The following is a 14,783-nucleotide window of genomic DNA, read 5'->3' on the forward strand; positions in this document are numbered from 1 at the left end:
ACTGTGGGTACGAGGTCGCCTACAAGAGGGCGAGCCACTCCAATCAAGCCCATACAAGATACATCATTGTATGGACTTGTGCATCTGCACGTATGGAAAAAACTGACCGATGACGCCACCTGCCGCCGGCCGCCGCCTGAAACACCCCAATCGCACCTGGGTCCGCCCCTTCCGCGAGGGCGCCGGCCCGCTGTACCTGCAGATTGCCCAGCAGGTGCGCGAGGCGGTGGACGATGGGGTGCTGCGCCCGGGCGACCGCCTGCCGCCGCAGCGCGACCTGGCCCAGCAGGTGGGCGTGGACCTGACCACGGTCACCCGCGCCTTCGCCGAGCTGCGCCAGGCCGGCCTGCTCGACGCGCAGGGCGCCGGCGGTACCTTCATCGCACTGTCGGCCGGCAACCGCAGCACCTCGGTCGACCTGAGCATGAACATCCCGCCGCTGCTGGGCAGCGCGCCGTTCGCGCAGGGCATGGAGGCCGGTTTCCAGCACGTCGGCCAGCAGCTGGGCCAGGGCGAACTGATGAGCTACCACGTCGGTGCCGGCACCCGCGAGGACCGCGCCGCCGCCGTGCAGTGGCTGGCGCCGATGCTGGGCACGGTCGGCGCCGACCAGGTGGTGATCTGCCCCGGCGCGCAGACCGCGCTGTGCGCGCTGATCCTGGCCCGCACCCAGCCGGGCGAGCTGATCGCCGCCGAGCAGCTGACCTACCCGGGCCTGCTGGCCGCCGCGCGCGTGCTGCAGCGGGGCGTGGTGCCGGTGGCGATGGACGCCGAAGGCATGCTGCCTGAAGCGCTGGAAGAGGCCTGCCAGCTGCGTCGCCCGCGCCTGCTGTACCTGGTGCCGACCATCCAGAACCCGACCACGGCGACGATGTCGGCACAGCGCCGGCAGGCGCTGCTGGCGGTCGCGAAGTGCCACGATCTGACCGTGATCGAAGACGATCCCTACTGGTTGCTGGCCGGGGACGCCGCACCGCCGCTGGCCGCACACCGCGATGCGGGCTGCCCGGTCTATTACATCTCCACCCTGTCCAAGTGCCTGGCGCCGGGCCTGCGCACCGCCTACCTGGTGGTGCCGGCCGGCGAGCCGATGGAACCCGTGCTGGACGCGCTGCGCGCGATCGCGCTGATGCCGACCCAGTCGATGGTGGCGGTGGCCTCGCAGTGGATCCGCAGCGGCCAGGCCCAGGACATGGTGCAGCGCTTCCAGCAGGAACTGCGCGAGCGCCAGGCCATTGCCGCCCGTTACCTGCCGGCCCGTGCCCAGGCGCATCCGGCCGGCCTGCATGTGTGGCTGCCGCTGCCGCCGCGGCTCGACCAGTACCGGTTGATCCAGGCCGCGCAGGAGCAGGGTCTGGGCATTGCCAGCTCCGATGCCTTCAGCGTGGAAGAACCGCCACCGGGCAATGCGATTCGCCTGTCGTTGGGCGGCGCAGTCGACCAGGGCGCGCTGGCCGGGGCGCTGGCCAAGCTGAACGAGATCCTGTCGGAGGCCCCCGAGGCACGCCACAACGCCATCGTCTGAACGGGGCGCATGGCGCTTTATCCATACAAAATGATATTTTGTATGCAATGTATGGATAAAGGGACGTGCCCCGATGCGCGCCGAGAAACTGAAGTTCCACCTGGTGATGGCCGGCTGTGGCGGCTTTGTGGTGCTGATGCTGGCGGCGCTGGCCTGGGTCTGCCTGCAGCCGCAGACCGTGGATGTGCAGGCCGCCGAGCGCCACGCCATCGAACAGTGCGTGCAGCGCAGCGAGGATCCGTCCCGCAGTGAGATCCAGCGCCGCGCGCAGGCCGATTCCTGCCGCGAGATGCGCAAGCAGTACGTGCACAAGTTCGGCCGGGAAGATTCCTGATGGGCGCAGCCGCGCCGCGTCGCCGCTGGCTGCTGCCGACGATGATCGCCCTCGCCTGCCTGTTCATGGCCGGCGTCGCGGCTGCGCTGTGGCAGTACTTCGGCTACAGCGCGCAGTCCACCTTCACCGAACAGGCCATCGTCTTCGACGACTCGCAGCTGCGCCTGCCGGCCGATCTGGCCGGTGACACTGGCCGCATCCGCGTGGTGCATTTCTGGGACCCGGCCTGCGGCGTGTGCAACCGCGAAACCGGTGCGCACCTGAGCTACCTGATCAGCATGTACCGCCGCGCCGGCATCGACTTCTATGCCATCCGCCGCCCCGGCACCCAGGGCGAGCTGCCCGAGCCGCTGCGCAACAAGGTAATCAACCTGCCGACCATCGATGGCATCGAACACATCCCGGCCAGCCCCGCCGTAGCCATCTGGGATCGCCAGGGCCACCTCGCCTACGCCGGCCCGTACAGCATCGGCATGGTCTGCAACTCGGCCAACAGCTTCGTCGAACCACTGCTGGACAAACTGGTGCGCGGCGAAACCGTGCGCCCGAAAGGACTGCTTGCCGTGGGCTGTTACTGCCCCTGGCAGGCCAAGCGCTGAGGACGCGCAATGACATCACTGACGCAGGCCGGTGCGGCCGCTGCAAACAACAACGGCGGTCACCTGTCCGAACCGACCGATGGTTATGGACAGGCTCCCGCCGTTGGAAGCAACGATACGCCCCGACATGCTCCCTACATGCCGCGACCGGATGTCGCAGCCCGCGAATGGGTGCAGGACGTGCTCGCGCACAACGGGCCGATCTACCTGCGCATCGTCAATTCGCTGGAGCGCACGGTGCGCCGCGGTGGTCTTGCGCCGGGCCAGCGCCTGCCCTCGCAGCGCGCATTGGCGCAGCAGCTCGGCGTCGACCTGACCACGGTGACGCGGGCATTTGATGAAGCACGCAAGCGTGGCCTGATCGAGGCGCGCGGTCCGCAGGGCAGTTTCATCGCACCGCCCAAGGCTGGCTTCGACCAGGTGGTGGACCTGAGCATGAACGTGCCGCCGGTGCCCGATGCCGATGCGCTGGCCGAGACCCTGCGCCGCGGTGCTGCCGCCGTGCTTGCGCGCAGCAACGCGCCGAACCTGATGACGTATCACCTGGGCGGCGGCAACCCCACCGACCGCCACGCGGCAGCACGCTGGCTGCAACCGATGCTGGGCGCGGTGGACGATGCCAGCCTGCTGCTGACCGAAGGCGCGCAGGTGGCGTTGGCCGCCATCCTGGTCAGTCAGGGCCGCGATGGCGACGCGATCCTGTGCGACACGCTGGTCTACCCGGGGCTGCTGCAGGCCGCGGGGGCACTTGGCCGGCGGCTGGTGCCGGTGGAAGGCGATGAGCACGGCATGTGCCCCGAGGCACTGGTGCGGCAGGCACGCGGGAGTGGCGCGCGGTTGGTCTATCTCAATCCCACCTGCCAGAACCCGACCGCGCTGACGCTGTCGTTGCAGCGCCGCGAAGCGCTGGCGCGTGTGCTGGAATGCGAAGGCCTGCTGGCGATCGAAGACGATCCGTACTGGCACCTCGCCGAAGAGACGCCGATACCGCTGGCAACGCTGGCACCGCGTCATGTGTTCCACGTGGCGACGCTGTCGAAGGTGATCAGCCCCGGCCTGCGCACCGCCTTCGTGCGCTGCCCAAGCGCCGCGCATGCCGAGGCGATGGCGTCGGCCCTGCGCGCCACCCGGTTGATGGGGCATCCGCTGGTGGCGGCGCTGGCAAGCCAACTGCTGCTGGATGGTTCGGCACAGTCACTGCTGGCGCAGGTGCGCACCGAGGCACGCGAGCGCATGCGCATGGCGCGGTATCTGCTGGCACCGTCGTTGCTGCAGCGCGCCGAGGGCCTGCATGCCTGGTGCCGGGTGCCGGCGCCGTGGACCGATGCCACGCTGGTGCGTACCGCACAGCTGCAGGGGCTGGCGATCGCTCCTTCATCGGCGTTCTGCCCGCCGGGGGTGCAGCATCAGAACGGCGTGCGGTTGTCGTTGGGGCTGGCGGCGGACCGCCGGCAGCTGGAAAGTGCGTTGCGGCGGATTGATCGGTTGTTGTTGTCGGATGCGTTGCCGGCGATCGAGCGGTAGGTGGGGAACATCCACGCCATGCGTGGATGGAATGTGCCGACCAACGGTCGGCACCCACCCGGTCGGTAGTGCCGGCCGCTGGCCGGCGGAAGATTCCCCGGCACGGTTGGAGTGTGCCAACCAAGGTTGGCATCCACCAGATCGGAGGTAGGGCGTGGACGGGATGTGCCGACCAACGGTCGGCACCCACCCGATCGGTAGTGCCGGCCGCTGGCCGGCGGAAGATTCACCGGCACGGACGGATTGTGCCAACCAAGGTTGGCACCCACCAGAGCAGAGTCAGGCCAGGGCGGAGAGCGCCTGCACGAGGGCATCCATCTGCTCCGGCCGGGTGAACACCGACGGTGTCACCCGCACGCAGGCGCCGGAGTCCAAGCCGTCACGGTGGGTAGTAAACACGCGATGCTCATCCAGCAGGCGCTTCTGCAGCGCGATGTTGTCGGCCACGCTGGTGCGCCCGCGAAGGCGGAAGCTGGCCAGCGCACTCGCCAGCGCCGGGTCCGGCGACGACAGCACTTCGATATGTGCCATCTGCCGCGCCGGCACGGTCCAGCGCTCACGCAGGAAGCGCAGGCGCGCCTGCTTGTTGGCCACGCCGATGCGCTGATGCAGGGCAATGGCGTCCGGGAGTGCCAGGTAGGCGGCGAAGTTGACCGTACCGGTATGCACGCGGCTGCCCACCCGGCCATCGTCGGTCTCGCCCATGTAGGGGTCCAGGTCGGTCACGCGCCCCTTGCGCACGTACATCGCGCCGACACCGACCGGCGCACCGATCCACTTGTGCAGATTGATCCCGACGAAATCGGCCTTCAGCTGCGGCACCGCGTAGTCGATCTGGCCAAACCCATGGGCCGCATCAACGATCACATCGATGCCGCGCGCACGCGCACGCTCGGCGATCTCCGCCACCGGCAGCACCAGCCCATGGCGATGGCTGACCTGGGTCAGCAGCACCAGTTTCAGGCGCGGCAACCGCGCGAACGCGGCCTCGTAGGCCTGCAGGATCTGCGCGTGGTCGGGCACGGCCGGCAGCGCGATGCGCTCGACCTGCACGCCGCGACGCTGCTGCAGCCAGCGCATCGCGCCGATCATGCTGTCGTAGTCGATGTCGGCGTAGAGCACCTGGTCGCCGGGCTGCAGGCGGTTGTAGCCACCGATCAGCGCCAGCATCGCCTCGGTGGCGCCACGGGTCAGTGCGATCTCGTCGGCGCCCACGCCCAGCAACTCGGCCACCTGCCGCTGCACCGCCATGTACTGCACCGGAAACTCGCGACGGCCATACCACGCGTTGCCACGGTTCACCTCGGCGGTGTGGCGCTGGTAGCTGGCCAGCGTTTCGCGGCCCATCGCCCCCCAGTAGCCGTTCTCCAGATGGTTCACTTCGTCGGTGATGTCGAAGTGGCTGGCGACGGCGGTCCAGTAGCCTTCATCGCGGGCCAGCACGTCCGGCGCTACGGTCGTTGCGGGAATCTGCATGGGCGCAGCGTAACGCGTGGCGGCCATGGCGGGCAGTGAAGACAGCGCGGCCGTAGCCGGCAGCAGTGCACCGGCACGCAGCAGGGAGCGGCGGTTGCGGTCCATCAGAAGCTCAGCCGGTACTGCGCGTACAGGTTGGCACCGTCGGTGTCGTACGGCGCGTTGCGCGAGTAGACCAGGCCGCGGCTGGCCTGGAAGGTCGCTTCGTCCGGATAGCGGTCGAACACGTTGTCCGCGCCCACGCGCAGGCTGTGGTGTTCGTTGATGCGATAGCCGACGGCCAGGTCGAGGAAGCTCATCGCACCGAAACGCTGGTAGATATCGCCCACTGCATTGCCGCTGGAATCGGTCCAGGCGCCGTAGTAGCGCATGCGCGCCATCAGCGACCAGGCACCGATGTCCCAGCTACCGGTGAGGCTGCCCTTGTGCTCGGGCAGGCGGTCTTCGAACAGCACGCGCTGGGTTTCGTTGGTGGCCACCGAGGTGCTGCCGTTGTCCACCCGCGTACGGTTGTAGTTGTAGGCCAGGGTCAGCGTCATGCGGCCGGCGCCCAGATCGCGCAGGTAGTTGCCGACCACGTCCACGCCGGCGGTGGTGGTATCGAAATCGTTGGTGAAGTAGTTCACCGAGGTATAGCCCAGCGGATTCGGCGTGCCTGCCGGAATGGCAAAGCTGGCCGACTGGCTGAAGCGGTCGGTGAGCTTGATCTGGTAGACATCCACCGAGCCGGACAGGCCGAGGTCAGTGCGCCAGGTCAGGCCCAGCGACGCGGTACGCGATTCTTCCGGCTTCAGTGGCCTGGCACCGAGCATCTGCGCCAGCGGGTCGTTCGGCGACAGGCGGCCACTGGTGAAGATCTGCAGGGTGCGCGTATCCAAGCCCTGGGTGGTGCTGGTGGTGTTGAGCTGCGCCGGGGTCGGTGCACGGAAGCCGGTAGACACGGTGCCGCGCAGGGCCACGTCCGGGGTGATCGCAAATCGCGCCGAGAGCTTGCCGTCCAGCGTGCTGCCGAAGCTGGAGAAGTCCTCGTAGCGGCTGGCCGCACCGATGCTCCAGCGCTCGCCCAGCGGCACTTCCATATCCACATAGGCCGCCTTGCTGCGCTGGCTCCACTGCCCGGCCTGGCTGGCCGAGAAGCCCGGTGCGCCATTGGAGTTGGCCTCCAGGCCCGCGGCCGCGCCCGGGCCTACCGCGTACGAGGCCGGATCACCGGCGCGCACCTGGTAGGTCTCCTGGCGGAACTCGCCACCGAAGGCGACGTTGATCGGCTTGGCCAGCGCGGCCACGTCCCACTCGTAGTTGAAGTCGGCGTTGGCGTTCTTCTCGGTCTGGGTCAGGCGGCCGAGATCGAACGCGGTCGGACTGGCCGGACCGAGCGAGGCGTTGATCGAGCTCTTCAGGCTGTAGTCGATGGCGTTGCGGCCATACGACGCGCTGACATCCCAGCGCAGCTTCGGAGTGATCTCGCCACGCAGGCCACCGACCAGTTGCAGGTCGTTCTGGACGTTGCCGTACTGCGGGCTGAAGCCCACCGGATAGATCGAACGCAGGTTCCAGCCGGGGAAGATCGCCGTGGTGCGGTAGGCACCGGTGGTAGTGTCCGGGTTGCGCCAGTTGAAATCGCTGACGCCATCGCTGTGGCTGTACAGGCCGAACGCATACAGCTCCAGCGTGTCGCTGGCATTGGCCTTTACGTTGAAGCCGACGCGGCGGCTTTCCAGTTCCGGCTGGCCCCAGCGCTGTACCGGGTTGGGCACGTCCAGATCCGGATGCGCGGCCTGGAAGGCGATCGCATCCGGGCGCTGGCGGGTGCGCGAGGTGGCGTCGGAATTGGACGATTCGGCGAACAGCACCAGGCTGCCGTAGTCACCCAGCGACCAGCCGGTACGTGCGCTGAAATCACGCGACGCGCCATCGCCCTGTGCGTACTGCGAATAGCCGGCGGTGATCTCGGTACCGGGGCCATCCTCGAGAATGATGTTGATGACACCGGCGATGGCATCCGAGCCGTACTGCGCCGACGCACCATCGCGCAGCACTTCGATGCGCTTGATCGCACTGGTTGGAATCTGTGCCAGATCGGCCGCCTGCGCGCCACGGTTGCCGAGCAGCGCGCTGCGATGGAAGCGACGACCGTTGACCAGCACCAGGGTCTGGTCCGGCGACAGGCCACGCAGCGTGGCCGGGCGCACGAACACCTGGCCGTCCGCCATCGGCAGGCGCTGCACCACGAACGACGGCACCAGCTGCGCCAGCACGTCCTTCAGGTCGGTGGATTCCACCGACCTGATGTCCTCCTTGGTGAACACGTCTACTGGCGCCAGCGTTTCGAACTGGGTGCGGTTGGAGGCGCGGGTGCCGGTGACCAGCATCGCATCAAGCTGGGTGGGCGCCGCACGGCTGCCCGCCGTGGCATCGACCGCATCGGCCTCCGCTGCAGTCGCGCCTCCTGCGCTGGCCAAGGAAAGGGCAAGGAGGATGGAACGCGAAAGCTTCGAACGATGCACGGCAGGGCTCCGGGAGGACGCGACAGGGCCAGTACCTGTTCGGAAACAACAGGGCTGGACAAGGCGCGCAGTCTCGGCGCGATCTGTGAAGGAGCCATGACGTCAGTGCGACAGCTTGATGCGCCAACCATGGTTGAGCGCTGCCAGGGCCCATCCGTAGATCCACGCCGTGCGTGGATGGGCGGTGCCGACGGACACCCGGCCCTTCATGGCCGCGCACACGGCGTCAGCCGTTGCTGTCGTCGTCGAACCCGAAGCGGGCCGGCCGTGCCGTTCGCAGCGGAACAAACATCGCGAGGGCGAACACCACCAGGAAGGGAGCGGACAGGAAACCAAAGTCTTTGCTGCCAAAACCGATGAAGCTGGCACGCAGGTCACCGATCCATTCCAACCGCGTCAGCACCATCACCAGCCCACCGATGGTCGGGCCAGGAAGCCCACCGTGACCGCCCATCAGCAACGTGGGTGACAGCAACCCGGCCAGGAACGCGAAGCCGGCGCGATAAAGCCAGGGATTGCCCTTCCAGCGCGGCGCGCGGTACGCCATCAGCACCAGCAAGGCCAGCGTCAGCACCGCCGGCAGCACCAGGTAGACAAGTACCAATTCCATCATGGGCCTGGCTCCGCTGGTCGGGCATCCCACGTCGTCGATCGCATCTCCCTGCCCTCCCTCGCATCCATGAAGCGCACATTGTTGCCGGTACGCCGGCAGACGCAAGGCCCCGGCAGCGCAAGAACTGCTAAACGCCCTGCCTGAGGATCCGCTACTGTGCCCGGCATCGGAATCGGGGAACGGCAGGATGAGCGCGGCAGGCAAGGCGTTGTGGTACATCGAAACCCATGCGGACCAGCCATTGGCGCTGGCCGATATCGCCGCCGCAGCGGGGCTCTCGCCGTTCCATCTGTCACGCCTGTTCCAGGCCCGCACCGGTACCTCGGTGGTGCGCTACTTGCGGGGACGGCGCCTGACCGCTGCCGCGCAGCGGTTGGCCAACGGGGCCGGCGACATCCTGCAGGTCGCGCTGGGGGCCGGCTATACCACCCATGCCGCATTCACCCGCGCCTTCAGCGAACAGTTCGGGCAGACGCCGGAGCGCGTACGCGAACAGGGCACCGATGGACTGGTACTAGTGCAGGCGATCCGCGTGGAGGATGCGCCGGCTGCCTGCACTGAAGCACCGCGACTGCTCGATACCCCCGCCTTCCAGGTCGCGGGTATCGGCATGCGGCATACCCGCGACAGTGGCGGCGCGATTCCCGGCCAGTGGGCGCAGCTCAACCGCGAATGGCCGACGCCGGCACCGATCAGTTTCGGCGTGTGCTGCAACAGCGATGACGACGGTGGCTTCGACTACGTCGCTGCGCTGCCCGCCAGCGCGCTGTCCACCGTGCCCGCGCATTGGCAGCGGATCGACGTGCCGGCGCGCCGCTATCTTGTGGCCTGGCACGGCGGGCATATCTCGACCATCCGCTCGACCTGGTTCTGGCTGCTGGACCACTACCTTCCTGGCTCCGGGCTGATTCTGGCCGATGCACCGGACCTGGAGCGCTACGACACGCGCTTCGACGAGCACACCGGCAACGGCGGCGTGGAGATCTGGCTGCCGGTGGACGAACGCCCACGCTGACAAGGAGTTGAGGATGCGCATGACAGCCGCTGTGCTGGGAATGATGCTGATGGCCTCCGCGTGGGCCGCCAGCGCTGGCGAGCCTTGGAAAGCAGGCGAACGCCACGGCACCACCACGGTGGCCAGCGCCGCGACGCGCGACGCGCAACACCGCGACGCCCTTCGCTACACGGTCTGGTATCCGGCGCCCGCTGGCAGCAGGGAAACCGCCCTGACCATCGGTCCCCCCGATGCACCGCTGTTCGACGTCGGCCGCGTGGCACTGGATGCGCCGGTTGCGGGTGCACGCCTGCCAACCCTGTTGCTCTCCCACGGCAACGGCGGCAGCGCGCGCATGATGGGTTGGCTGGGTACGGCGTTGGCACGCGCCGGGTACCTGGTGATCGCGGTCGATCATCCCGGCAACAACGGCGTGGACGAGATGACCCTGCCTGGCAGCATGCTGAGCTGGCTGCGTGCGGATGATCTGCGCGCCGCGCTGGCGACGGTGCAGGCCGATCCGCTGCTCGGTCCACACGTCGATCGCGAACGGCTGGGTGTGGCCGGGTTCTCCGCCGGTGGCTACACCGCACTGCTCGCCGCCGGTGCACGCCCCGACCTGCAGCGGCTTCTGGCCTTCTGCCAAGCGCATCCGGATGACGGCGTCTGCCGGCCCCAGCAGGAAGCCGTCACGCACACGATGGAGGCCCGTATTGCCGCTGCAAGCTCGCCGGAACTGTCGCCATGGATCTCCCACGCCAATGAATCGCGCGCGATCCCCGGCGTGCGCGCGGTATTCCTGCTGGCGCCAGCAATCGTGCAGGCATTCACGCCGGAACAGCTGTCCTCGCTGAGGCAGCCGGTGTCGATCGTACTGGGCGAGGCTGACACGGTTGCGCCACCGCAGAGCAATGGCGAGGCTGCTCAGGCACTGATTCCGGGCGCTGCGCTGCAGCGTCTGCCGGATGTGGGCCACTACGACTTCCTGGCGACCTGTACGGCGGCCGGCGCGCAGAGGCTTCCCGAGCTGTGCACCGCGTCAGTTCCCAGGACGAACACCCACCAGCAGGCAGTGGATGTCGCGGTGCGATTCTTCGCCGACGCACTGCGATAGTGGCCGCCGGGCTGGCCCCGGCGCTACAGTGGGCGCGTCCATGGAGGTTCGGTCATGCGCCTGCTTCGCCTCACCCTGCCGGTGTCCGACGTCGCCACCGTCGCGACGTATTTCCACGATGTGCTGCAGCAGCGCGTGGTCGGCAACCATGTGCACATCGGCTGGAGCACGATCGAACTGCAGCCGACGGGTGATCATCCGGTCGGCGGCGTGCACCTGGCCTTCAACGTACCGGACAACCGCTTCAGCGAGGCGATGACCTGGTTGCGTGAGCGCACGCCGCTGCAACGCAATCCGGCGGGACTGGACTACTTCGCGCTGGAGAGCAGCTGGCAGTCGCAGTCGGTGTACTTCACCGGCCCGGACGGGCTGATCCTGGAACTGATCGGCCGCCGCCGCTTGCCGGCCAGCGCGCGCGAAGGCGTGTTCCATGGCAGTGAGCTGACCTGCCTGAGCGAAGTCGGCCTGCCCAGCCACGATGTCGACGCCGTACGCGAACGGTCCAACCAACATTTCGGCCTGCAACCGATCAGCCCGGCTTCGCCGCAGTTCGCGCCGATGGGCGACGACGAAGGCCTGCTGATCGTAGTCGCCGCCGATCGCCGCTGGTTCCCCGAGCAGAAGGACCTGCCCAATGCGCAGGGGCTGTTGCTGCAGGTGGGTGACGTGGTTGGCCCGGGCGTTGTGGAAGAGGTTGCATTGGGTTGGCGGGTGCAGGCAAGCGCTTGAGCTGTTCAGACTGAGCCACATCAGTCGGGTCCAACAAGGCCACCTCCTTGCTGCCACCCTACAGAATCCCGCTGGGGAGCCGCTATCAACCATGATCTACCCGAGCCGACAACAAGGATGACTCGCAGCATGCCCAGGAAGGACCGTGCGCTCGAACTCAAGATCGAGAATCTGCTGGTGGACCCCAAGCTCACGGAGCTCTGTGAGGTGCTGCGTACTGGCGATGACATTCTCGATCTGATTGACCTTCCCGAGAACGGCCACTCACGCATTCTCGCGTGGATGTTTGATCCCCGCGAAGGCCATGGACAAGGCGACCAGATCCTCAGGGATCTGTTGCTCGCCTCCTGGCAGATGGCACAGGTAGAGCATTGCGGCTTGCGAAAGAACGGAAAGACCGCGGCATTCTTCGGCAGATGGTCCCCATCGAATCTTCGCACGACCAGCTTTGGCTCTGCATTCACGCTCCGCGAGGTGATCGTCAATTCAAAGGACAGGATTGACCTGGCGGTGTTTGTTCCTGACCAGAATTTTGTAGTCCTGATCGAGAACAAGGCAGGAAGCTCGCATACGGGGAATCAGCTGGAGCGGTACTACAATGGCTGGACCGAGGTCACGAAGAAGAATCCGAAGCTACGGAGATTCGATCCTGTATTCCTTGCGCTTGATCGAAATTTCGATCCTGATGAAAGCCAGATTCACCCTATGAGCCACCAATGGCTGCACCTGGGATACGAATGGCTGCGCAATTCTGCAGATCGCGCGGATGTTGATCTGGAGCGCGGGAACGCCGCCGCCCGCCTCGTTGTCAATTACTGCAACCGCCAGACCGACCTTTGGAAGAGTGCCACTGTTCGCAGAGCGGAGGCGCTCGCGGGGGATCTCAACAACCAGCATGGCGAAGCGCTCCACCGCCTCCTTGGTTCCAAGGGGAACATGCACAGCCGTTGGATGACGGAACGAAGAGACACGTTGGCCCTGCGATTCATGCTGCAGAATCGCGACGCTGTAGCGATGCTCAGGCAGATGCGCGGAACCGCACTTCTGCAGCAGCGAATCCTCGACAGGAACATCGCGACGCTGCAGTCCAAGCACTTCTACTCCTCGCGACAGAAGCTACTGGTATCCATACCCGGCTGGGAGAAGTACACGCACAGTGTCACCGATGAAACGGGGAGCTACGACTACGAGGCTGTCTATCTGAGAATACGTGCGGTCGATGATGAGAAGCTGAAGTATCGGATCAGCTTGATGTGGGAAGGCCGTCATGCACCTTCGCCATCGCTGGCCCTGGAGGCAAGAAAGCGCCTTCAGCGATTCCACAAGAAATTCGGAACCTACAGGACTGCGAACTATCGCCACGTTCTCCTGGAGGACAATCTCAGTATCGAAAAAACCGCCGAGAAAGTGGAATCACTTCTCAATGAACTCGGCCCGATTGGCTCCGCAGAAGTCGCTACTTGAGTCCCGCTTCAGGCTGCAGTATCAGTCTCAATGCCTTGCCTCAACCTGCGCATGCAGCGCCTGCAGCTGCGCGACCGTCTGGTTGAACACCTGCAGATCGGCATCGACCAATGCCGGCCAGTCGGGCACGTGCCCCAGCAACTGCGCCACCTGCTCGGTCGGCGCGCGGTCGAAGCCTTCGCCCAGCACGGCAAGATAGCGCTCACGGAACCCTTCCGGGTCGCGCTGGTCCTGCACATAGAGCTGCACTGCCAGCAGCCCTGCATAGAGGTAGTTCACCAGATAGTTCGGGTCTTCATACATCAGGCGCTTGCCGATCCAGCTGTTGCGCAGCTGCGGATAGCGCTCCGGCTGCTGGCCGAAGCGCGCCAGCACCTGGCCGGTCAGCGCGTCCAGATCATCGGCGGTGCCCAAGGTACCCGCGGCCACGCCCCGGTAGATCGACTGTTCCAGCTGCGCTTCCTCGGACGAGGTGAACAGCTGCAGCACCATGTCATCCAGCAGGGATTTCAGGTAGTAAGCCTTGGCACGCGGATCCTGCGCCTGCTGGTACAGCTGGTCGCGAAAACGCAGCTCGTTGTATATCGCGAACGCCTCGGTCAGCCACTGGCTGCCATTGCGCTGCAGCGGCGACGCATGGCCGCGCTGCATCCACTCACCGTGCATGGCATGACCGGCTTCGTGGGCGATTTCAACATCGCTTTCCAGATTCCCCCTGCGCACCCCGACGTACAGCATCGCCGGTGCGCCAGGAGCATTCACTGCGAACGCATCCTGGCTGCGATTGCCTTGCTCGGCGGACAGGTCCATGCGCTGGTTGACCGGATCGAGCAGCGCGCGCAGCTCGGCAACATACGTCGGGCCCAGGTGTTGCATGGCGTCGGCGGCATTGTCGCGCAACTGCACCAGCGTCAGTACCGGCGGTGTGTAGCCGGCATCGGGCAGCGTGGTGTCCCAAAGCTGCGGCGCATCGATGCCTGAGCGCGCGGCGTGGCGCAGCAGCATGTCCTGGTAGGCGCGACGGTCCCCTGCATGGCGTTCGATCGCCTGCAGCGTCGCGTCCACCGCCGATGCATCCAGGCCCATGCGCTGGTAGCTCCGCGCCGGTGCGGAGCCATCGCCCTGCAGGCGCGCGGCGGCATCGTTCACCTGCACCAGGCCCAGCAGCACCGAGGCCATCGGCTCACGGCGCGAGTGCAGGCCCTGCCAGTAACCCTTCCAGCCGGCTTCCCGCAACGCGCGGTCCGGCTGCTGGGCCAGTGCCTGCTTGTCGTGCCCGGTGTCCCAGTGCCGACCATCACGCTCGATCTGCGGGTACTCGGCACTACGCAGGATCTGCCCACGCAGCCGCGCGAAACTGTCCAGCGCCGGATCGGCCAGCGCCTCCACGGCCTCGTCCAGTGCGGCATTGGCCGGGGCTGCAGCTTCCTTCAGCGCACGCGCGCGCAGGAAGGCATACGGTGCTGCCCACGCCGCGTCGGCGGGTGCTTCGCGCAGTGCCGCGCGACCGGCGTGGGCGATGCGGCTGCACAGCCCCATCACCTGATCCAGCGCCTGCGCCGGGCGAAGATCGCGCGCGTTGCGGGCGGCCTGCAGGTGCAGATAGCCGTGATGGCGCAGGCACTGTGCCTGCAGTGCCTCGGCCTGCTGGAAGCGTTGCGCAGGTGCAAGCGCGGAAGCCTGCTGCAGGGCCTCGACACGCTTGCCCAGCTCGCCACGCGCAGCCTCTTCGGCTACCGCGCTGGCGAAGTAGGCGCGATCGTCGGCCCGCAACGACTGCGCTTGGGCGCCGATGAAAGGTGCCATCGCCAGCATGACGGCCATGGTGGCGGTGATGGTGCGCATACTGCGAGCCTGCATCGGCGTCTCCCTGCCTGGACCAGGCTCCGAGCCTAACAGCCGCC

12 protein-coding genes are annotated in these 14,783 nt (G+C 66.8%); 8 read left to right on the top strand and 4 right to left on the bottom strand.

Translation table 11 applies throughout. From position 1 onward, the window contains the following. Positions 1-109 precede the first annotated feature (109 nt). The 4 genes from AB1281_RS18740 to AB1281_RS18755 all read left to right on the top strand — a co-directional run bounded on the left by AB1281_RS18740 (position 110) and on the right by AB1281_RS18755 (position 3,982). Entirely contained in the window at positions 110-1,525 is a 1,416-nt protein-coding gene (locus AB1281_RS18740; protein WP_430346661.1) for a PLP-dependent aminotransferase family protein, read from the top strand. A 73-nt stretch (positions 1,526-1,598) separates the two neighbouring features. After that, complete coding sequence (locus AB1281_RS18745) at positions 1,599-1,859, top strand: hypothetical protein (RefSeq protein WP_005411478.1); 261 nt, start codon at positions 1,599-1,601, stop codon at positions 1,857-1,859. Continuing rightward, a complete protein-coding gene (locus tag AB1281_RS18750; RefSeq protein WP_154264704.1) occupies positions 1,859-2,458 on the top strand; it encodes a DUF6436 domain-containing protein in 600 nt (199 codons plus the stop codon). Before AB1281_RS18745 ends, AB1281_RS18750 begins: the two co-directional genes overlap by 1 nt. A gap of 9 nt (positions 2,459-2,467) precedes the next feature. Further along, positions 2,468-3,982 (top strand): PLP-dependent aminotransferase family protein, encoded by a 1,515-nt coding sequence (locus AB1281_RS18755; protein ID WP_430346662.1) that lies wholly within the window; start codon positions 2,468-2,470, stop codon positions 3,980-3,982. Positions 3,983-4,261: 279 nt separating this feature from the next. Here AB1281_RS18755 and AB1281_RS18760 read toward each other — a convergent pair whose 3' ends face one another. From AB1281_RS18760 to AB1281_RS18770, 3 genes are all read right to left on the bottom strand, one after another. Beyond that, entirely contained in the window at positions 4,262-5,563 is a 1,302-nt protein-coding gene (locus AB1281_RS18760; RefSeq protein WP_430344870.1) for an aminotransferase class V-fold PLP-dependent enzyme, read from the bottom strand. Beyond that, on the bottom strand, positions 5,563-7,965 hold the full coding sequence (locus AB1281_RS18765) for a TonB-dependent receptor plug domain-containing protein (RefSeq protein WP_430346663.1): 2,403 nt from the start codon (positions 7,963-7,965) through the stop codon (positions 5,563-5,565). The genes AB1281_RS18760 and AB1281_RS18765 overlap by 1 nt, the downstream gene beginning before the upstream one ends. 226 nt (positions 7,966-8,191) lie before the next feature. Beyond that, complete coding sequence (locus AB1281_RS18770; RefSeq protein WP_430344869.1) at positions 8,192-8,797, bottom strand: hypothetical protein; 606 nt, start codon at positions 8,795-8,797, stop codon at positions 8,192-8,194. Between AB1281_RS18770 and AB1281_RS18775 the strand changes: the two genes are divergently transcribed. The 4 genes from AB1281_RS18775 (at position 8,766) to AB1281_RS18790 (ending at position 12,879) form a co-directional block, all read left to right on the top strand. Continuing rightward, entirely contained in the window at positions 8,766-9,593 is an 828-nt protein-coding gene (locus AB1281_RS18775; protein ID WP_430344868.1) for an AraC family transcriptional regulator, read from the top strand. The two genes, AB1281_RS18770 and AB1281_RS18775, sit on opposite strands and share 32 nt — an antisense overlap. 13 nt (positions 9,594-9,606) lie before the next feature. Then, positions 9,607-10,686, top strand: coding sequence for an alpha/beta hydrolase family protein (locus tag AB1281_RS18780; RefSeq protein WP_430344867.1), 1,080 nt, complete (start codon positions 9,607-9,609; stop codon positions 10,684-10,686). Between the two features lie 54 nt (positions 10,687-10,740). Further along, entirely contained in the window at positions 10,741-11,415 is a 675-nt protein-coding gene (locus tag AB1281_RS18785; protein WP_430346664.1) for a VOC family protein, read from the top strand. Positions 11,416-11,544: 129 nt separating this feature from the next. Then, the gene (locus AB1281_RS18790; protein WP_014038813.1) at positions 11,545-12,879 is read left to right on the top strand and encodes a PD-(D/E)XK nuclease family protein; all 1,335 of its coding nucleotides are present in this window, start codon (positions 11,545-11,547) and stop codon (positions 12,877-12,879) included. A gap of 27 nt (positions 12,880-12,906) precedes the next feature. Here AB1281_RS18790 and AB1281_RS18795 read toward each other — a convergent pair whose 3' ends face one another. Continuing rightward, positions 12,907-14,739, bottom strand: coding sequence for a M3 family metallopeptidase (locus AB1281_RS18795; RefSeq protein ID WP_430346665.1), 1,833 nt, complete (start codon positions 14,737-14,739; stop codon positions 12,907-12,909). Positions 14,740-14,783: the final 44 nt, after the last annotated feature.

The sequence above is a fragment of the Stenotrophomonas sp. NRRL B-14846 genome (genome assembly GCF_050473585.1).
Lineage (GTDB): Bacteria > Pseudomonadota > Gammaproteobacteria > Xanthomonadales > Xanthomonadaceae > Stenotrophomonas.